Here is a 19,016-nt window from a genome sequence, read left to right on the forward strand (position 1 = left end):
CCCCCAAGGTCGGGGCACGCTGTTGCCGCGTGCGGGGCAGTTTTCATGTATGTGACACTTTATAAATTCGCCGAAGCGCTGGCGCGCTGGATGGCGTTGCTGTCGGGGCTGGTCCTGCTGGTGGTCGTGGCCTTGACCTGCGTGTCGATCGCGGGGCGGGCCTTGCTGCCGCTGGACATCGGCGTTGGTCCGATCAAGGGCATTTACGACCTGACGGAAATCGGCGTCGGGGCTGCGATCTTTGGCTTTTTGCCGTGGTGCCAGTTGCAGCGCAGCCATGCTGCCGTTGACCTGTTCCAACCGGTCTTTGGCGGTGCGCTGAACCGTGTGCTGAACGTGATTGTCGATCTGGGCATGTTGATCGCGGCGGTGCTGATCGCGTGGCGGCTGTATCTGGGCATGACCGACAAGCTGCGCTACGGCGAGACGACGTTCATCATGCAGTTGCCCGTCTGGTGGGGCTATGCCGCGAGCCTTGTGGGCGCTGTGGCCTTTGCCCTTGTCACGGCCTTTTGCCTGATCCGGTCGCTGCGTGCGCTGACCGGACAGCCCGATCCAACCGAGGAAACCACCGCATGAGCAACTTTGAACTGGCGCTGTGGTCGTTCCCGGTCCTGCTGATCCTGATCTTTATCCGTATCCCGATCGCGCTGGCGATGCTGGCCGTGGGCTTTGGCGGGTCCTATCTGGTGCTGGGCTCTCCGCTGATGATGATGAACCAGTTGAAGACGCTGACCTACGGCACCTTCTCGAACTATTCCTATTCGATCATCCCGCTGTTCTTGCTGATGGGTCAGTTTGCCACCCTGTCGGGCATGTCTGCATCATTGTTCCGCGCCGCCGAAAGCTTTCTTGGTCACCGGCGCGGCGGGGTGGCGATGTCGGCCATTGGCGCTTGCGCGGGCTTTGGTGCGATTTGCGGATCGTCGCTGGCGACGGCGGCGACAATGGGGCAGGTGGCGCTGCCGGAACTGCGCCGCTACGGCTATCCCGGATCGCTGTCCACCGGCGCGCTGGCGGCGGGGGGTACGCTGGGCATCCTGATCCCGCCTTCGGTGATCCTGGTGATCTATGCGATCCTTGCCGAGCAGAACATTGAAAAGCTGTTCGTTGCCGCGTTGATCCCCGGCATTCTGGCCGCTGCGGGCTATATGCTGGCCATCTCGATCTGGGTGCGCGTGTCGCCGAATGCGGCCACTGTGCGCCCGCGGGTTCCGTGGTCCGAGCGGATGGTGGCGCTGGGCAAGGTCTGGCCCGTGCTGACGATTTTCCTTGTGGTTGTGGGGGGCATCTATCTGGGCGTCTTCACCCCGACCGAAGCCGCCGCCGTGGGTGCGGCAGGCACCGGGTTGATCAGCGTCGCCTCGGGGCAGATGTCGTGGGACAAGCTGAAACAGGCGATCCTGTCCACGGCCTCGTCCACCGCGATGATCTTTCTGATCATCTTGGGGGCGGGCCTGTTCAACAGCTTTCTGGCGCTGACCCAACTGCCGCAACTGGCGTCGGCATGGGTGGCCGAACAGGGGTTGAACCCGTGGCTGGTGCTGACGGCGGTGCTGATCATGTACCTGGTCTTTGGCTGCATCATGGATTCGCTGTCGATGGTGCTCCTGACGGTGCCGATCATCTACCCAATTATGGTGGTGCTGGACTTTGGCATGTCGCCCAATGATTTTGGCCTGTGGTTCGGCATTCTTGTGCTGATCGTGGTCGAGGTGGGGCTGATCACGCCGCCAGTGGGGATGAACCTGTTCATCATCAACTCGATGGCGCGGGACATTCCCATTGGCCAGACCTATCGCGGGGCGATGCCCTTCGTGCTGACCGATATGATCCGCGTGGTGATCCTGACGGCGTTCCCGGCGATCACGCTGTCGCTGGTCTGGCTGATTGATTATCTGGTGCCCTGAGAGGTCCATCCTCTGAAATGCAAAACGCCGCGCTGATGAAGCGCGGCGTTTCTTTCTTCCGGGTGGACGGTTCAGGCGATCAACACGCCATCGCCACCGGCATAAAGCCGATCAACCAGCGCAGGACGCCCGGACCGCATTGCCCGCTGGTTCAACGATCCCTTTTCCGTGACCTCGCCCGCGTCGAGCCTGGGCAATTCGTCCAGCACAACGGCACGGCGGACACGGCTGGCCGAGCCGGTCGCATTGGCCGCTGCTGCACTCAGATGCTCTTGTAATTGCTGCGTCAGGTCATCGGCATCCATTGCGGCAGCCTTGTCCGACAACCACAACAGCGCACCCAATTGCGCCTGATCCTCGCCCACGATGACCGCGTCGCGGATCAACCCCTGCATCGCATCGACCAGTGCTGCACGCACAGCGCCCACGGCGACCCAAGTGCCGGTGGTCAGCTTGAAGTTCTCCGCCAGCCGTCCGTCGAAGAAGAACCCCTTGGAGAAATCATCGGGGTCAGCAGGGCGCAAGGCATCGCCAAAGCAGTAAAATCCCTCTTCATCGAAGACTTCGGCGGTTTTGGCGGCATCCCCGAAGTATCCGGGCATGATGTTCGGGCCTTTGACCCGCGCCTCGAGCTTGCCCGCGTTCGGCACCAGCTTCAGGGTCATACCGCGGGCCGGGACGCCGATGTTGCCAGAGCGGTCCTGAAGGTCGGTGATGGCCAGCGCGAAAGGCGAGGTTTCTGTCGCCCCCAACCCGGTGGCCAGCAGCACCTCGCGGCCCAGCACCTTGCGCCCCAGTGCCGACAACCGGTCCCACGTGCGTTGGGACATGCTGGCGCCTGCATAAAACAACATGCCCAGCTCGGAAAAGAAGGTGCGCGCCAGCGCGTCGTCTGCCTCCAGCGCGTCGATCAGCATGTCATAGCCGACTGGTACGTTGAAATACCACGTGCACGAGATTTCGCGCAGGTTGCGCAGCGTTTCATCGAACTTGCCCGGAACGGGGCGGCCATCGTCGATGTAATAGGTGCCGCCATTGGTCAGCACCAGATAGCTGACCTTGTTGCCAGCCGCCGTGTGGTTCCACGGTGCCCAGTCGAGGACCACGGGAGGCTGGTCGGTCAGAAAACGGTAACAGTCGCGCACCATCGCCTGGCTGGCACAGATCATCGCATTGGTGTTGATCACCGCCTTGGGCGATCCGGTCGAGCCGGAGGTGAACAGGTATTTCGCCACCGTCGCGGGCGTCAGTGCAGCGCGGGCGTTGGCCGCCCCTGCGGGGTGGTGGTCCAGAAGGGACGCAAACGATACGGCCCCCTCGACCATGTCATGGACATTGATCACTGTGCGGTCATCGGCTGCGATGGAGGCGATCGCCCCCGCATAGGCCGCACCATTATCGGCAAAGACAGCGCCGGGGTTCAGCGTGGCCGCGATGTCACGCAGTTTGCTGTGATCCTCGGACACCAGGGAATAGGCGGTGGCGACAGGCGCATAGGGCACGCCCACGTAAATTGCGGCCATCCCCAGCAACGCATGCTCAAGGCTGTTTTCCGACAGGATCAGCAAGGGCCGGTTCGGCCCCAACCCCATTTCCAGCAAGGCAGCCCCCAGCCTGCGGCACATGTCCTGTGCCAGGGCATAAGAGATGTGCCGCCAGTCGCCGCCATCGCTGCGGCGTGCGATCCATGTCTGCTCCGGTGTTTCTCTGGCCCAGTGGTCCAGGTAATCGGCCAGCAGTTGCGGATGCGCGTCCAGTGCTTCGGTCTGGCGCATCAGGATGGTGCCGTCGGGGCGGCTTTCATAGTCGAAGGTCGGGGCCCAAAAGCGCGGCATGTTCATGCGCAGATCCCTTAACGCGGTGCCATGCGGATTGCGCCGTCCAGACGGATGACTTCGCCGTTCAGCATCGGGTTGTCGACGATGTGGCACGCCAGCTTTGCGTACTCAGAAGGGTGGCCTAGACGCGACGGGAACGGGACCTGTTTGCCCAGCGAATCCTGCACATCCTGTGGAAGCCCTTCCAGCAAGGGGGTCAGGAACAGCCCCGGCGCAATGGTGCAGACGCGCACGCCCTTGTCCGCCAGATCGCGGGCCATGGGCAGGGTCATGCCGACGATGCCCCCCTTGGACGCGGAATAGGCGACCTGGCCGATCTGCCCGTCAAAGGCGGCGACCGAGGCGGTGTTGATGATCACGCCGCGCGCGCCGTCAGGTGCGACGGGGTCGGCGGCGACCATGCGGGCCGCGACCTGGCTGGCGCAGTTGAACGTGCCGATCAGGTTGACGCGGATGGTCTTGTCGAACACGGCCGGATCATGCGCTTCGCCGCGCGAGACGGTCTTGGCCGCGGGGCCGATGCCTGCGCAGTTCACCAGCACGCGGGGCGTGCCCAGTTGCGCCTGGACCGCATCCAGACCCGCGGTGACGCTGGCCGGATCAGACACATCCACGCTGTGAAACATGCCGCCCAATTCGGCGGCCAATGCGGTGCCTGCGTCCGTGTTCAGGTCGAACAAGGCCACTTTCATCCCTGTTTGGGCCAGTGCGCGCGCAGTCGCGGCGCCAAGCCCCGATGCCCCGCCGGTGACAACGGCAACGCTGTCGTTCCAAATGCTCATCTGATCACTCTCCAATTTCCCTGATCTTTTTCAGCAAATGCACAAGCTGTTCCCGCTCCTCTGCGTTCAGCATGTGCAGCATTCTGTCTTCGTGTTCGTTAATCAGCGCCAGCGCGGCCTCGTAGGCCTGCACGCCGGACTCTGTGGGCGCCAGCGCCTGAATGCGCCGGTCCTGTGGCACGGCCACACGGTTCAGATATCCGCGCGCTTCCAGTTCATCGACAATGGCCACCAGCCCCGACCGTTCAATCCCCAGCCGCCGCGCCAGATCGCTTTGCGTGAGGTTCGGCATTTCGACAACAAATGTCAGGGCGGAAAACACCCGTGGGCTGAGGCCGTGGTCGCCCATCACTGCGCGATAGTCATTTTGCAGCACGACATAGGCCCGCTTGAGATTGTATCCCACGAGCGTTTCCAGAGCCATTTCAGACACATCCATCGCGTCTGCGCGGGCTTTCCGTTGGGTCCGTGTCATGGCATCCTCATTTTATGGGGCGCGGCGCTGCCGGATATGGACAGACCACAGATCGTTTAGTAGGTTAACAATTATCGGAAGCGAAAGGCTCTGTCTATGAAATTGCTGAAGCCGGTGCTGGAACACGTCTGCAGGCTGAATGTCGAACTGGGTCCGATCCGTGAAATGGGGCAGGGCCGGGCCGGGGCGCGGCGGATCATCCCGATCATAGGCGGGACGGTTTCGGGACCGCGCCTGAACGGTAAAATCCTGAACGTCGGTGCGGACTGGCAAACGTTGTTTGGCAGCGGCATGGCCGAGCTGGACACGCGGTATGCGATGGAAACCGATGATGGTGCCGTGATCGAAATCATCAACTACGGATACCGCGACGGTCCGCCCGAGGTGCTGGCCGCGCTTGGCCGGGGCGAGGCTGTGCCGCCCGAGGATTACTATATGCGGACCCATGCGCGGCTGGAAACCGGGGATGGGCACTATGACTGGGTGAACCGCACGTTGTTCGTCGGCACCGGTGCGCGGAATGCATCTTCGGTCAATGTGGACCTCTACGCGCTGCGTTGATCGGCAGGTCGATCAGTCGCGAATCTCGTCGGGGGCCACACCCCACAGCCGCGATTTCGGCGCCCAGCCCTTGTAACCGTCGGCGTTGACCCAGCACCATTCGGGATTGCATTCGCCCAGCCGTGCGATCACGCCGTTCTCAAGCACTGCGGCCGTGGGCGCGTTCGGGTCGGGGCGGGTGTGGATCGGCATCATGTCCTGTTCGATGATCACGGTACGGGTGCCCGACAGCAGCGAATAATGCACCCAGCCGCCCAATCCGTCGCGGTCCTCGACGCGCCGCCAGTGGCCGTGTTCCGCGGTGATCTGCAGCGGCATGTCGCGCCGTTTAAACACCCAGTCGATCCGATGCGTCAGCGAGGGGCCGCGTCGGACGTTGCCCTCGGCGGCTTTCAGGGACACGAACCGGGGCAGAGGCAGGTTGGTAACCTGCCCTTTGTCCTGCGCGAGCACACTGCCGGCGGTGGTCAGCGACATCAAGAAAGCCGCACAGACCACACCTGTTTGAATTCTTTTCAGGAATCCTGCCATTGCTGCCTCATATAGTGGGCGCGGGTTCTTGTGCCTCGCGCTCTCATCGGCCACCATAGCGCGGCGCGATACTGTGCGCCAAGTCCGGGAGGTGCCGAATGGCAAAGGAACGTTTAAGTGTTGTCGTTACGCGACGGTTGCCCGAAGCGGTAGAAGCACGCCTGAGCGAATTGTTCGACACAACTTTGCGTGAGAATGACACGCCAATGACGCGCGAAGAGCTGTCCAAAGCGATGAAAAGCGCGGATGTTCTGGTGCCGACGATCACCGACCAGATTGACGCGGCCATGATCACGCAGGCTGGCGACCGGTTGAAGCTGATTGCGAACTATGGTGCCGGGGTCGACAACATCGACGTGGCCACTGCACGCCAGCGCGGTGTGTTGGTGTCGAACACGCCCGGTGTTCTGACCGATGACACCGCCGACATGACCATGGGGCTGATTCTCGCCGTGACGCGGCGGATGCCCGAAGGGCTTGCGGTGATGCAGTCCGGTACATGGGACGGCTGGGCGCCGACCGCCTTGCTGGGTGGACGCATCGGGGGGCGCCGTCTGGGAATTCTCGGCATGGGCCGGATCGGTCAGGCCGTGGCACGCCGTGCCGCTGCCTTTGGCATGCAGGTGCATTACCACAACCGCCGACGCCTGCGCACCGAGACAGAGGAAAGCCTGCAAGCGACCTATTGGGACAGCCTGGACCAGATGGTCGCGCGTATGGATGTGCTGTCGATCAACTGCCCTTCGACGCCTTCGACATTCCATTTGATGAACGCGCGGCGGCTGAAGCTGATGAAGCCGGACGCGGTTCTGGTGAACACCTCGCGCGGAGAGGTGGTGGATGAAAATGCCCTGACACGGATGCTGCGCGCGGGCGATATCGCGGGTGCGGGGCTGGACGTTTATGAAAACGGCACGAACATCAACCCGCGCCTGCGCGAGTTGCCCAACGTGGTTCTGCTGCCGCACATGGGGTCGGCCACGCTGGAAAGCCGGCTGGAGATGGGCGAAAAAGTCATCATCAACATCAAGACCTTTGACGACGGTCACCGTCCACCGGATCAGGTCGTGCCGTCCATGCTCTGAAATATCTCTAGGGGGACGTGATGCGTAAGATTCTGGCAGTGATGGCCGCTTTGGCGGCAGGGCCTGCTGTGGCCCAACAGGCCGCTGATGCGGTGCAACCCGAAGCGACCACATCGGGCGGGTTTGCCGCCATGTCCCCTCAGGTGGCCGCAGCCTTGCAGGCCAAGGAGGACGGCGTGCCGGTGCAGGGCAAGACGTGGATGGTGGCCGCCGCCAATCCCCATGCCGTGCAGGCGGGGGCCGACGTGCTGGCCGCGGGCGGGACGGCTGCGGATGCGCTGGTCGCGGTGCAGACGGTGCTGGGACTGGTCGAGCCGCAAAGCTCGGGCCTGGGGGGCGGTGCATTCCTGGTCTGGTACGATGCGGCCAGCAAGCAGCTGACCACATTGGACGGGCGCGAAACCGCCCCGCTGGCCGCGACGCCAAAGCGGTTTCTGGATGCGGAGGGTGAGCCGCTGAAATTCTACGATGCCGTTGTCGGCGGTCTGTCAGTTGGTGTGCCCGGCACGCCCGCGCTGTTGGCCACGGCTCAGGCGAAATGGGGCAAGGGTAACTGGGCCGACCTGTTGCAGCCCGCGATTACACTGGCGCAGGACGGTTTTGACGTGTCGCCGCGTCTGGCGGCATTGATCGCGGAGGATGCCGAACGTCTGGCGCGATTCGAGAGCACGGCCAGCTATTTCCTGCCACAGGGCCAGCCCTTGCAAGCGGGCGCGCGTCTGACCAACGTGGCCTATGCCGACACGCTGCGGACGCTGGCGGATGATCCGCGTGCATTCTACACAGGCGCAATCGCACAGGACATCGTGGACACGGTGAACGCCGCCGTACCTGCGGGCGGTTTGCTGTCAACGCTGGATTTCACTCTGTACGCGGCCCGCGAACGCGACGCTGTTTGCGCTCCGTTCCAAGGGCACGAGGTGTGCGGCATGGGTCCGCCGTCCTCGGGGGCGCTGACCGTGGGGCAGATATTGGGGATGCTGGACAACTACGACCTGGGCGCCCTTGATCCCGCGGACCCGCAGGCGTGGCGGTTGATTGGCGACGCCTCGCGTTTGGCCTTTGCCGACCGTGGGCGGTACATGGCGGACAGTGATTTCGTGCCGATGCCCACCGCCGGACTGGTCGATCCCACCTATCTGGCCGAACGTGCCAAGTTGCTCGGCGGTGACGATGCCCTGCCCGAGGTCAGCCCCGGCACGCCCGAATGGGACCACGCGATGCTGCTGTCCGACGACGAAAGCATCGAACTGCCCTCGACCTCGCACATCTCGATTGTGGACAGCTATGGCAACGTGGCGTCGATGACGACGACCATCGAGAACGGTTTCGGCTCGCGGCTGATGGTGCGGGGGTTCCTGCTGAACAACGAACTGACCGATTTCAGCTTTCGCACCCACAGCGACGGTGTGCCGATTGCGAACCGGCTGGAGCCGGGCAAGCGGCCGCGTTCATCCATGGCGCCCACTATCGTGATGAAGGACGGCGCCCCCGCTCTGGCCATCGGCAGCCCGGGCGGCAGCCGCATCATCGGATATGTGGCACAAGCGATCATCGCGCATCTGGCCTGGGGCATGGATGTGCAGCAAGCGGTGGCGATGCCCCATGCGGTGAACCGCTTTGGCACCTATGACCTTGAGGCCGGAACCACGGCCGCCGATCTTGAAGGGCCGCTGGGCGACATGGGGTTTGACGTGAAAACGCAGGATCTGAACTCGGGCCTGCATGCAATTGAAATAAGCGATGGCCTGAAAGGTGGCGCAGATCCGCGCCGCGAAGGCATCGCGCTGGGAGACTAAGAGACTATGGCAAAAGCGATCGACCTGCCGCGCAACGAAAGTGGCATCCAAACCGCTATGGGCGTGCTGAAACAGCAATTCGGGGACCGGTTCCAGACCAGCGCGTCGGTGCGCGAACAGCACGGGCACACGACGACGTGGATTGCGAACCAGATGCCCGATGCCGTGGTTTTTGCCAAATCGACCCAAGAGGTGTCCGACATCGTCAAGGTCTGTGCTGCCCATAAGGTGCCGGTGATCGCCTTTGGCACCGGCACCTCGCTCGAAGGGCATGTGAACGCAGCCGCGGGCGGGATCTCGATTGATCTGAGCCAGATGAACAAGATCATCAACGTGCATTCCGAAGATCTGGACTGTGTGATCCAGCCCGGTGTCACCCGCGAGGATCTGAACACCCACCTGCGGGATCAGGGTTTGTTTTTCCCCATCGACCCCGGTGCGAATGCGTCGCTGGGCGGCATGGCGGCAACGCGGGCTTCGGGGACCAATGCGGTGCGCTATGGCACGATGAAGGACAACGTTCTGGCGCTGGAGGCAGTCATGGCGGACGGCCGGATCATCCGGACTGCGCAGCGCGCCAAGAAGTCGTCGGCAGGCTATGACCTGACGCGGTTGTTGGTCGGGTCGGAGGGCACGCTGGGGATCATCACCGAGATCACATTGAAATTGCAGGGTATTCCCGAGGCGATCAGCTCGGCGCGGTGTTCTTTCCCGTCGGTGGATGCGGCGTGCCAGACGGTGATGCAGGTGATCCAGTTCGGCATTCCCGTCGCGCGGATCGAGTTGTTGGACACATTGCAGGTGCAGGCGTGCAATGCCTATTCGGGGCTGGACCTGCCGGAAACGCCGCTGCTGCTGCTGGAATTCCACGGCTCGGACGCCGGCGTGGTCGAACAGGCGGAGACCTTTGGCGCGATTGCGGAAGAGTTTGGTGGCACCGGCTATACCGCGACCACCAGCACCGAAGAGCGCAACGCCCTGTGGAAGGCGCGGCACAATGCCTATTGGGCATCGCTGGGTCTGCGCCCCGGTGCCAAGGGGATTTCGACCGATGTCTGCGTGCCGATCTCGCGGCTGGCGGAAATCGTGGTGGCGGCGCAGGAGCGGTTGGAGGAACTGGGATTCCTGGCGCCCATCGTGGGCCACGTCGGTGACGGCAATTTCCATTCGCTGGTGCTGGTCGATGAAAACAGCCCCGAAGAAATGGCCAAGGCCGAGGACTATGTCAGCTGGCTGGCGGAAACGGCGATCTCGATGGATGGCACCTGTACCGGTGAACATGGGGTCGGGCAGGGGAAAATGCCCTATCTGGTCAAGGAACTGGGCGAGGCCACCGATGTGATGATCGCCATCAAACGCGCACTGGACCCCGATAATATCCTGAACCCCGGCAAGGTTGTTACGGTCTGACCCAAAGGCCGCTGCCGCGACACTGTCCTGTCAGGGGGCGCTGCCCCCGGCGCTGGCGCGCCTCCCCCGGAGTTTGTCTGGCAAGATGAAGGACGATGGTCGCTTTTTTGCCGCGACGTGTCGGGCGGCTGACGCGGGGGAGGCTGTGGCAGAGTAGAAGAGGGCAAATTCAGCCTTGCAGGGAATCGGGTCATGAAAACAAACGTCAAAGCACTGGTGGTCGGCGGCGGAGCCGTGGGTACATCGATTGCCTATCATTTGGCCCGCGCGGGCTGGGATGATGTCATGCTGTTGGAGCGGGACGAGTTGACCTCGGGGTCGACCTGGCACGCAGCGGGCTTGCTGCCCTATTTCAACATGTCATTTGCGACGACCCATATTCACGACTATTCGATCCGCTTCTACAAGACGCTGGAAGAAGAAACCGGTCTGAACGCGGGCTTTGCCGTGGTGGGCAACCTGCGCATGGCACAGACCAAGGAACGCATGGACGAATACATGCTCTATGCGTCCACAGCCGAGACTTGCGGCGTGCCCTATACCTTTATGACCCCCGACGAGATCAAGGCCAAGTGGCCACTGATCCGCACCGAGGACCTGGAAGGCGCGCTGTACCACCAGACCGACGGCTATATTAACCCCGCAGACGTGACCATGGCGATGGCCAAAGGGGCACGCCAGCGCGGTGTGATGATCGAGCGGAAGTGGCAGGCGGATGCGTTTCACTGGAACGGTGAGGCGTGGGAAGTGACTGCGACCAAGATGGTCGAAAAGGGCGGCAACCTGGTCCCTTCGGACGAGCAGATCGTGATCACCGCCGAACATGTGGTGACCGCCAGCGGCAACCACGCACAGCGCACGGCCAAGATGTTGGGCATCAAGATGCCCGCCATCCCGGTCGAGCACCAGTTCATCGTGATGGATCAGGACCCCGAGCTGGTTGAATTCCGCAAGCAGCCTGGCAATGTCGAACACCCCGTTATCCGTGATGCGGATGCGCAATCCTATGTCCGCGAAGAGCGTGGCGGCTGGATCCTCGGGGTTTACGAGCCCAATGCGCCCGCGCGGTTCGAATATGGTGTGCCGGACAGCTTCCGCGCCGATCTGTTCCAGCTCGACCTCGACCGGATCGAAGATCAGTACATGGCGATGAACCACCGTATTCCTTCCGCCGAGAACTGCGGCCTGAAGGACGATTTCAACGGGCCGATCTGCTACACCCCCGATGGCAACCCGCTGGTGGGTCCGGCGCCGGGACTGCGCAACATGTGGCTGGCCGAAGGGTTCTCGTTCGGGATCACCGCGGCAGGCGGCACCGGCTATTACCTCGCGCAGCTGATGGTCGAGGGGGAAGCCGAGATCGACATGGCGTCGCTGGACCCCAAACGCTACGGCGACTGGATGACCACCGAGTTTGCCGCGCGCAAGAACGAAGAGGCGTATGAACACGTCTATATCCTGCACCACCCCGACGAGGAGCGGCCCGCCTGCCGCCCCCTGCGCACATCGCCCGCCTATGACCGGCAGGCCGCGAAGGGCGCGCAGTTCGGCTGGGTCAACGGCTGGGAACGCCCGAACTATTACGCGCCCGAAGGGTTCAGCGATCACGATGCGCGCAGCTTCCGCCGCGGCGGCTGGTGGCAATATGCCGTGGAAGAGGCCAAGGCGATCCGCGAGGGCGTGGGCCTGATCGACGCCACAGCATTCACCAAGCATCTGGTCAAGGGGCCCGGCGCGACACAGTTCCTGGACTGGTTCACCTGCAACAAACTGCCCAGCGTTGGCCGTATCAACCTGACCTATGCGCTGACAGGTGCCGGGACCACGCGGACGGAATACACCATCGTGCGGCTGGCGCAGGACGAATACTACCTTGTTTCGGCTGGCGCCTGGACCGCTTACGACAGCGACTATCTGCGCAAGGCGATTGCCGACAAGGCACCGGAGTTCGGCTATATCGAATGTCATGATGTGACGACCCAATGGGGTGTGTTCGCCATCGCCGGTCCGAAATCCCGCGATGTGCTGAACACGCTGGTCAAGGATGCCGATCCCGCCACCGTCCTGTCGAACAAACGCTTCCCCTGGCTGACCATGCGCCACATCGAACTGGGTATGTGCCCGGTGCGCGCGATCCGCGTGGCCTATACCGGCGAGCTAGGCTGGGAGCTGCACCACCCGATCGAGATGCAGAACTATCTGTGGGATCAACTGATGAAAGCGGGCGAGCCGCACGGGCTGAAGCTGGTTGGTGCACGGGCGCAGAACTGGCTGCGGCAGGAGAAATCCTATCGTGCCTTCGGGACCGAACTGGGCCGCGACGCGACCCCGCTCGAGGCCGATCTGCCGCGCTTTGTCGACCTGTCCAAGGAGTTCCACGGCAAGGCCGAGATGGAGGCCAAAGGCGTGCGCGTCAAATGCGTCACGCTGCTGATCGACGGGCCGGAGGATGCCGATCCGTGGGGCCGCGAAGTGCTGTACCATGGCGACGACCGCGCTGGGCGTCTGACCTCGGGTGGCTATTCGGTGGCCTTCGGGAAAAGCATCGGCATGGGCTATGTCAAACCGGAACTGGCGGTGCCGGGGACAAAGCTGAAGGTCAAGATGTTCGACCAGCTTTGGGATGCCGAAGTGACCGAGGACAGCCCCTATGATCCCAAGAACGCGACCATTCGCGTTGACGGGTAAGGGCGCAACCAGCCCTTAGGAATGGAGGGCGATGTTTGCGGACATCGCCCTTTTTCGTGGGATTACAGCTTGTGTGCTGCCAACCACGCGGTCCAGTCGGCGCGGCTGCCATTGAACACGTTCAGGTCAACTTTGCCGACGATCCCCGGAATGATGCCGGTCGCCGAGTATTGCCAGAACTTCCAGCTTTGGCCGGGGTAGGCTTCGGACACATTCCGCGCCGTGGCGCGCAGCCAGAAGTCGTAGCCGCGCAGGCTTCCCAATCCGTTTTCCGCGTAGAATTGCGGCGTGGTGTAGATGATGGGCCGTTGCCCGTAATAGGATTCAACGATCCTGATCCAGCGGCGCATCTGGTCACGTACTTCGCTGGCGGGTGGGCGGACGTGGGCGCAGGTGGGCGAAAACGGGTTCCATTCCATGTCCAGAACCGGCGGCAACATGCCCTTGGTGCGCGGCACGTTGCGGATGAACCATCGGGCCTGATCCTCGGGCGAGGTGCAGAAATAGTAGAAGTGATAGGCGCCGCGTTCGACGCCTGCGTGGCCTGCGTCGCGCCAATGGTTTTTGAACTCAGGGTCCAGCAGGTCGCCGCCTTCGGTGGCCTTGAGGAAGGCAAAGTTCACGCCGTTGCGCCGGGCGGTGTTCCAGTCGATTGACGTTTGAAACCGTGCCGCGTCAATCCCCTGCACCGGATAACGCTGTGGCGCGCGGCCACTGAAATCCACGGGATGCGCGTCCGAGAAGTTGGGGGCAAAAATCACACCGGCGGGCGCGGGCGGGGCGCTGGATCTGGGTGCGCCGCAGGCGGCCAGCGCCAGCAGGGAAAGCAAGGCAAGACGACGGGTCAGGAACATGGGCGGTCCTTTGACAGGTTACGGGTTAAAACGGGCAGGGGACAGGGATGCGACCGTGGCGACATCGATCTCGGGCGTGCGCCCGGTGACCAGATCGGCCAGCAGTTGCGAGGCAGCGGGGGCGGTCTGAAAGCCATAACCGCCTTGACCCGCGCACCAGACAAAGGCGGGATTTGTCGCATCACGGCCCAGCACCAAGGTGCGGTCGGGGGCAAAGCTGCGCAGGCCGGCCCATGATGCCTCAAGCCGGGTGACCTCGGTCGTGACGTGCTGGCTGTAGCGGTCCAGCCCCTCGGCCAGCACCATGTCGTCGGGCCATGCGTCGTGGGGCGTGGTGGCGTGTTCCTCGGCGGGCGAGACCAGCAGCGATCCCGCGTCGGGCTTGGCGTACCATGTTTCGTTGACGCCAAAGAAGATCGGCCAGCCGCTGATGTCATGCCCGCCCGGTGCGGGAATGCGCGCCATCGAGCGGCGGAAGGGGGTGATGCCGACGGGGGGCACACCCGCCATCTCGGCCAGTTGGTCCGCCCAAGCACCGGCGGCATTCACCAGCGTTGGTGCCTGATGCTCCTGTCCGCCTGCGGTGACAGTCCAAAGACCCTCGGCAAAGCGGACCTGGGTCACGGACGCTTTGGTCAACACCTGTCCGCCATTGCTGCGCACCTGTCGGGCAAAATCCTGGATCATCCGGTCGGTGTCGATGTCATAGGCTTCGAGGTGATAGGCCGCGCGGGTGATACTGTCATTCAGGACCGGGACAATGGCGCGGGCCTCTTCCACCGAAATCTCGGGGCATTTGAGCGTGGCTGCGTCCGCGTCAAACCCCTCATCCTCGCCTGCGCGCCCCACCAGCATAAAGCCGCGCGGGCTCAGGTAGGGCTGGTGATAGGCGTCGCTGGCATGGTTCAGGGCAATGACAGACGGCAGCCCGTAGTTCTTTTCGAACAGCGCCGCCGAACGGCCCGAAGCATGATAGCCAAGCGCGTCTTCCGCCTCGAGCACGGTCACTCTGCCATGCGCCGACAGACGTGCCGCCGCAGAGATGCCGGCGATGCCTCCGCCGATGACGACAAAGTCGTTCATCGGTCGTCCAGGCGGTCGGTGGCGGGGGGCGGTGTGTGCGACAGGGCGGTGATGCGGTCGTAGAGCGCGGCGTCCATGTCGAACCCTTCGGCGGCCAGCGACGGCTGCAACTGATCCACGCTGCGCGCCGAGATGATCGGTCGTGGACGGGCAGGGTGGGCCGCGGCCCATGCCACGGCCAGCGTGGCGGGGGACACGTTCATGTCGGCAGCCAGTTCTGCCAGGTCGGCGGCGGTCTGGTGCATCCAGTGCTGACCATAGCGCTTGGCATAGCGGTCGTCCGTGCTGAGCCTGCCAGTGCCACCGGCGGCGTATTTGCCAGTCAGCAATCCGCCACCCAACGGTGAATAGGGCACCACGTCGATGTGTTGATCGATGCTCATCGGGATGATCTCGACCTCGGCCTGACGTTTGACCAGATTGTACATGGGCTGGATCACGTCGATGCGCGTTTCGAACCGGGCGGCGATGGCCTGGGCCTTCATCACCTGCCAGGCGGCAAAGTTCGACACGCCGATATAGCGGATTGCCCCCTGCGCTTGCAGATGGGCCAGCGTGTCGACGGTCTCTTCCAGCGGCGTGTCGGGGTCAAAGCGGTGGATGTACAGCAGATCGACCATGTCCAGTTGCAGACGTTTGCGCGACACGTCAAACTGTTCCAGAATGTTGATCCGGCTGGCCCCGCCCGCATAGGCGACCTTGGTGGCGATCAGCAGGCTGTCGCGGTCGGGTTTGATCATGTCCGCCAGCAATGTTTCGGACTGACCGTCCGTGTACAGATAGGCCGTGTCGAAATGGCTGATGCCCGCATTGCGGCAGGCATCAAACATGGCACGCGACGCGGCGGCGTCGGCGGTGCCGCCGAACTGCATCGCGCCAAAGGTCAGGCGGCTGGCGGGGGTGCCATCGGGGGATGTAAGCTGTGTCATAGGCCGAGGGTGGCACGACCACGACAGCGGTGCAATGGTGGGCTGGCCCCCTTTAATCGGCCCCTTGCGCGGTCGCCCGCTGATAGGCGGGGCGTGCGTGGATGCGTTCGACGAAATCGGCCAGTCGCGGGAAATCCTTGGCGCGGCCCTGCATCATCGCGATCTCTGCGGGAAAGCTCAGCATGATGTCGGCAGCCGACAGATCGTCCAGCACGAAATGTCCCGACGGGCGCAGCACGTCGTTCATATAGCCAAAGTGCGAATTCAGCTGTTCGTTGATGCGCGGGTGCAGCGGTGCAGCGGTGCACCGGCTTCGCCCAGACGCCCGACATAGAGGTTCAACAGGATCGGCGCCATGGCCGAACCTTCGGCAAAGTGCATCAGCTCAAGGTGTTGGATATAGGCGGGATCATCGCGCGCGGGCACCATGTGCGGCGCATGTTTGGCGCAGATCACTTCGACGATCGCGGCACTTTCGGTGATCAGACGGCCATCCATCTCGATCATGGGGGATTTGCCCAAGGGATGAATCGCGGTCAGTTCAGGCGGTGCGAGGTTGGTTTTCGCGTCGCGTTTGTAATGTTTGACGGTGTATTCCGTGCCTGCCTCTTCGAGCAGCCACAAAATACGATGAGAGCGGGACCGGTTGAGGTGGTGCAATGTAATCATGCGTGCACGTTCGCATGGCGACGCGCGGTTGGAAACCGGTTTTGCATCCCCGTGACGTCAGGGGAGGTTTTGTGTGCAAAGCGCGGGATCAAACCCGTCGCGCAGCCAGCCGCCGCTTTTGGCCACGAACGCGCTGTCGGTCACCGTGACATAGCTAAAGCCGTTCTGCGGGCTGTGACTGAAATAGATGTTGTCGCCGGTCTGGGCCGATCCGATCACCTGCGTTGCAGTGCTGGTGCCTGCATGAAGGCGTATCTGGCCACCGGTCCAGCCGACGCAGCCCGAGGGGAACTCGTCCAGCACAGGCTGAACGGTCAGTTGCCGGCGTAGAGCCAGGTCCTCCAGTTCAATGCGGCGCGACGTGGTGTCTACCTTGCAGCCCACCTCCTTCTCTATCGCCTTTACCCGTGCCACGATTCGGCTTTGTTCCGGGGTCAAGGTGACCGTTTTGCCGGTACAGTCCGCATTGTCGAACAATGCCTGTCCCAGGTTCGAGCCGAAACAATAGCCTGCCTGGTTCATCGTCTGGTTGCGGCTGAACCACAGGTCGGCACAAGGATCGGCAAGGGCGGGGCCGCTGAAAAGCGCAAGGCACAAGGTTAGTCTTATCATGCGCCCAGACTAGCGGGAGTACGCGCAGCAGCACCAGCGGTTTTGCGCAAAGGGTTGGCAGCACAGGTGCCGCTGTTTATCAAACTGCGTTCGCGCCCCAAAGGAACCACCATGAAACGCCTGTTCGCCACAGTCTCCTGCCTTGTCCTGGCTGCACCGGCACCGGCACAGGTGCAGCCTGACAGCTGGAACGCCGAGAAATGCAGCCGTTATTCGGTGGCATGGGCGCAGATGACCGCCGGTGACATGCGCGGTATCAGCACGCAGTTCCTGAAGGATCACGCGGCCTTTCTGGCCTCGGGGTGTTTACAGGGCCGGGTCTGTCCGGTCAGCGAGGCGGAATACCGGCTGGCGGACACGCTGGCGCTGATGGCCGTGGCCGAGGGCATGGCCGGATCGTTCCTGCCGTTTTCCTGCGCGGAGTCGGAATGAAATGGCTGGCGCTGATCGCGGCACTGTGTCTGGGCGCTGCAGGGCCACCGCGTGCTGGTCTTTGCGACGCTGACCCAGGCCACCAAACGCCAGTACGGTTCGCCCGGAAACCTGACGCGCGCAGCGTTTTTGAAGGGATGGCCCGATTTGGCCCCGATTTGGCAAAGACGCTGCCCGAAGAATGAGCGTCCAAAAGGACCGGGAAAAAGCGCACAGTGAAAACTGTAAACACTATAGTGTTACGCATATAGGCACATCGCCCCGCCCACGCTGCTGGGGCGACGCAATCCCTCTATCCGCTCCTGCATGATCGCACGTCGACCGCGATGAACGCGGCGCAAGGCCGTGAGCGCGTTGGACCCGGATGCCTTCAAGCCTCACCTTGCCATTTGCCGTCAAAGATCACGTCCTCAAGCGGCAGACGGCGGGACCAGCCTTTGACCTCCAGTTCGGGGCGGTCATAGAGCTCGTCGACATAGCCCAGGCACAGATAGCCCACGATCTCGATCCGTTCGGGGATGCCCAGGATCTCGCGCAGGTCCGCGTCGTGAAAGATGCTGACCCAGCCCATGCCAATCCCCTCGGCACGCGCGGCCAGCCACAGGTTCTGGATGGCGCAGACGGTGCTGTAGACATCCATGTTCGGATTGTGCGTGCGCCCCAGAACCACCTTGCCGCCCCGCGACCGGTCACAGGTGACGCAGATGTTGACCGGCGCCTTGCGGATGCCCTCCAGCTTTAGCGCGCGATAGGTGTCGCGGCGGGTGCCCTCGAACATCTCGGCGGCTTCGGCGTTCGCAGCCTGAAAGGCGCGCCAGACCCGGTCACGGTCTTGTTGCGCGCGGATCACGATGAAATTCCACGGCTGGCTCAGGCCCACGGACGGCGCGTGATGCGCGGCCTCCAGCAGCTTTCGCAAGACCTCATTCGGCACCGGATCGGGCAGGAACTGATCCCGCACGTCGCGACGGGTGTGGATCGCCTTGTAAACGGCGTCGCGTTCGTCAGTGGAAAAGGGCGCAGCCTGCGCCAAGGCGGTGGATGTCGTCATTGTTTGGTCCCCAACAACACGTATATGCGGCCACCCTGCCGTCCACGCGGGGCACACCGTGCTGTCTGGCCGGTCTTCTGACTTGGGGTCCTCTGGCTTGCGCGCCTTCCCGGAGTGATCCAGTGGCATGTGCAGCAGGCCATCACCCTTACAGCGTTGGGCACGTGCCGGAATTTCACCGGCTTCCCGATTCTCCCGACAGGCGGGCACCAGACCCGCGCAAGATGCACGGAAAACGCAGGCAAACGAAAGCCCCGGATACGAAAAAAGGCCCCGGGCAGTGCCGGGGCCTTTCAAATCCAGAGGT

Annotated in this window: 19 protein-coding genes and 1 riboswitch; of the genes, 8 read left to right on the forward strand and 11 right to left on the reverse strand. The window is 63.0% G+C overall.

Annotated elements, in window-relative coordinates; all coding sequences use genetic code 11:
• Nucleotides 1-45: 45 nt before the first annotated feature.
• Together BUC08_RS06020 and BUC08_RS06025 are read left to right on the forward strand one after the other, a co-directional pair.
• Nucleotides 46-579 carry a TRAP transporter small permease gene (locus BUC08_RS06020; protein ID WP_037924852.1) on the forward strand — a complete coding sequence of 178 codons (534 nt, stop codon included), beginning with the start codon at nucleotides 46-48 and terminating at the stop codon, nucleotides 577-579.
• Nucleotides 576-1,910, forward strand: a complete 1,335-nt coding sequence (locus BUC08_RS06025) for a TRAP transporter large permease (protein ID WP_037924854.1) — start codon at nucleotides 576-578, stop codon at nucleotides 1,908-1,910. Before BUC08_RS06020 ends, BUC08_RS06025 begins: the two co-directional genes overlap by 4 nt.
• Before the next feature lie 71 nt (nucleotides 1,911-1,981).
• Here the strand turns inward: BUC08_RS06025 and BUC08_RS06030 are convergent, their stop codons facing one another.
• From BUC08_RS06030 to BUC08_RS06040, 3 genes are read right to left on the reverse strand one after another with little or no spacing between them, the layout of a single operon-like run.
• Nucleotides 1,982-3,751: a feruloyl-CoA synthase gene (locus BUC08_RS06030; RefSeq protein WP_037924857.1), complete on the reverse strand. Its 1,770-nt coding sequence runs from the start codon at nucleotides 3,749-3,751 to the stop codon at nucleotides 1,982-1,984.
• An 11-nt stretch (nucleotides 3,752-3,762) separates the two neighbouring features.
• The gene (locus BUC08_RS06035) at nucleotides 3,763-4,530 is read right to left on the reverse strand and encodes an SDR family NAD(P)-dependent oxidoreductase (protein WP_037924859.1); all 768 of its coding nucleotides are present in this window, start codon (nucleotides 4,528-4,530) and stop codon (nucleotides 3,763-3,765) included.
• 4 nt (nucleotides 4,531-4,534) lie between these two features.
• Nucleotides 4,535-5,005, reverse strand: a complete 471-nt coding sequence (locus tag BUC08_RS06040) for a MarR family winged helix-turn-helix transcriptional regulator (RefSeq protein WP_037924862.1) — start codon at nucleotides 5,003-5,005, stop codon at nucleotides 4,535-4,537.
• Nucleotides 5,006-5,101: 96 nt separating this feature from the next.
• Here BUC08_RS06040 and BUC08_RS06045 point away from each other — a divergent pair, with 96 nt between their 5' ends.
• Nucleotides 5,102-5,566, forward strand: coding sequence for a DUF3237 domain-containing protein (locus BUC08_RS06045; protein WP_037924864.1), 465 nt, complete (start codon nucleotides 5,102-5,104; stop codon nucleotides 5,564-5,566).
• Between the two features lie 12 nt (nucleotides 5,567-5,578).
• Here the strand turns inward: BUC08_RS06045 and BUC08_RS06050 are convergent, their stop codons facing one another.
• Nucleotides 5,579-6,043, reverse strand: a complete 465-nt coding sequence (locus BUC08_RS06050) for an SH3 domain-containing protein (protein ID WP_143186686.1) — start codon at nucleotides 6,041-6,043, stop codon at nucleotides 5,579-5,581.
• 152 nt (nucleotides 6,044-6,195) lie between these two features.
• On the opposite strand from BUC08_RS06050, the gene BUC08_RS06055 reads away from it, so the two are divergent.
• The 4 genes from BUC08_RS06055 to BUC08_RS06070 all read left to right on the forward strand — a co-directional run bounded on the left by BUC08_RS06055 (nucleotide 6,196) and on the right by BUC08_RS06070 (nucleotide 13,079).
• Complete coding sequence (locus tag BUC08_RS06055; protein WP_037924869.1) at nucleotides 6,196-7,182, forward strand: 2-hydroxyacid dehydrogenase; 987 nt, start codon at nucleotides 6,196-6,198, stop codon at nucleotides 7,180-7,182.
• Nucleotides 7,183-7,202: 20 nt separating this feature from the next.
• Nucleotides 7,203-8,981, forward strand: coding sequence for a gamma-glutamyltransferase (ggt, locus tag BUC08_RS06060; protein ID WP_051694190.1), 1,779 nt, complete (start codon nucleotides 7,203-7,205; stop codon nucleotides 8,979-8,981).
• A 6-nt stretch (nucleotides 8,982-8,987) separates the two neighbouring features.
• Complete coding sequence (locus BUC08_RS06065; protein ID WP_037924873.1) at nucleotides 8,988-10,391, forward strand: FAD-binding oxidoreductase; 1,404 nt, start codon at nucleotides 8,988-8,990, stop codon at nucleotides 10,389-10,391.
• Nucleotides 10,392-10,583: 192 nt separating this feature from the next.
• Nucleotides 10,584-13,079, forward strand: coding sequence for a GcvT family protein (locus BUC08_RS06070; RefSeq protein WP_037924876.1), 2,496 nt, complete (start codon nucleotides 10,584-10,586; stop codon nucleotides 13,077-13,079).
• A 62-nt stretch (nucleotides 13,080-13,141) separates the two neighbouring features.
• On the opposite strand, the gene BUC08_RS06075 is transcribed toward BUC08_RS06070, so the two are convergent.
• The 6 genes from BUC08_RS06075 to BUC08_RS06095 are packed head-to-tail and all read right to left on the reverse strand — an operon-like array spanning nucleotide 13,142 to nucleotide 17,226.
• Entirely contained in the window at nucleotides 13,142-13,933 is a 792-nt protein-coding gene (locus BUC08_RS06075) for a glycoside hydrolase family 25 protein (RefSeq protein ID WP_037924878.1), read from the reverse strand.
• An 18-nt stretch (nucleotides 13,934-13,951) separates the two neighbouring features.
• The gene (locus tag BUC08_RS06080) at nucleotides 13,952-15,016 is read right to left on the reverse strand and encodes an NAD(P)/FAD-dependent oxidoreductase (protein ID WP_037924881.1); all 1,065 of its coding nucleotides are present in this window, start codon (nucleotides 15,014-15,016) and stop codon (nucleotides 13,952-13,954) included.
• Nucleotides 15,013-15,945, reverse strand: a complete 933-nt coding sequence (locus tag BUC08_RS06085; protein WP_037924883.1) for an aldo/keto reductase — start codon at nucleotides 15,943-15,945, stop codon at nucleotides 15,013-15,015. The genes BUC08_RS06080 and BUC08_RS06085 overlap by 4 nt, the downstream gene beginning before the upstream one ends.
• A 52-nt stretch (nucleotides 15,946-15,997) precedes the next feature.
• On the reverse strand, nucleotides 15,998-16,192 hold the full coding sequence (locus BUC08_RS24915) for a glutathione binding-like protein (RefSeq protein ID WP_234973745.1): 195 nt from the start codon (nucleotides 16,190-16,192) through the stop codon (nucleotides 15,998-16,000).
• 17 nt (nucleotides 16,193-16,209) lie between these two features.
• Entirely contained in the window at nucleotides 16,210-16,614 is a 405-nt protein-coding gene (locus BUC08_RS06090; protein ID WP_224769721.1) for a glutathione S-transferase, read from the reverse strand.
• A 57-nt stretch (nucleotides 16,615-16,671) separates the two neighbouring features.
• Nucleotides 16,672-17,226: a DUF4453 domain-containing protein gene (locus BUC08_RS06095; RefSeq protein ID WP_051694193.1), complete on the reverse strand. Its 555-nt coding sequence runs from the start codon at nucleotides 17,224-17,226 to the stop codon at nucleotides 16,672-16,674.
• 111 nt (nucleotides 17,227-17,337) lie between these two features.
• On the opposite strand from BUC08_RS06095, the gene BUC08_RS06100 reads away from it, so the two are divergent.
• The gene (locus BUC08_RS06100; protein WP_143186687.1) at nucleotides 17,338-17,658 is read left to right on the forward strand and encodes a hypothetical protein; all 321 of its coding nucleotides are present in this window, start codon (nucleotides 17,338-17,340) and stop codon (nucleotides 17,656-17,658) included.
• Nucleotides 17,659-18,028: 370 nt separating this feature from the next.
• Here the strand turns inward: BUC08_RS06100 and bluB are convergent, their stop codons facing one another.
• Nucleotides 18,029-18,709 (reverse strand): 5,6-dimethylbenzimidazole synthase, encoded by a 681-nt coding sequence (gene bluB / locus BUC08_RS06110; RefSeq protein WP_037924890.1) that lies wholly within the window; start codon nucleotides 18,707-18,709, stop codon nucleotides 18,029-18,031.
• Nucleotides 18,710-18,759: 50 nt separating this feature from the next.
• A riboswitch (cobalamin riboswitch) is annotated at nucleotides 18,760-18,937 on the reverse strand.
• Nucleotides 18,938-19,016: the final 79 nt, after the last annotated feature.

The sequence above is a fragment of the Pseudosulfitobacter pseudonitzschiae genome, assembly GCF_900129395.1.
GTDB classification, from domain to species: Bacteria; Pseudomonadota; Alphaproteobacteria; order Rhodobacterales; family Rhodobacteraceae; genus Pseudosulfitobacter; species Pseudosulfitobacter pseudonitzschiae.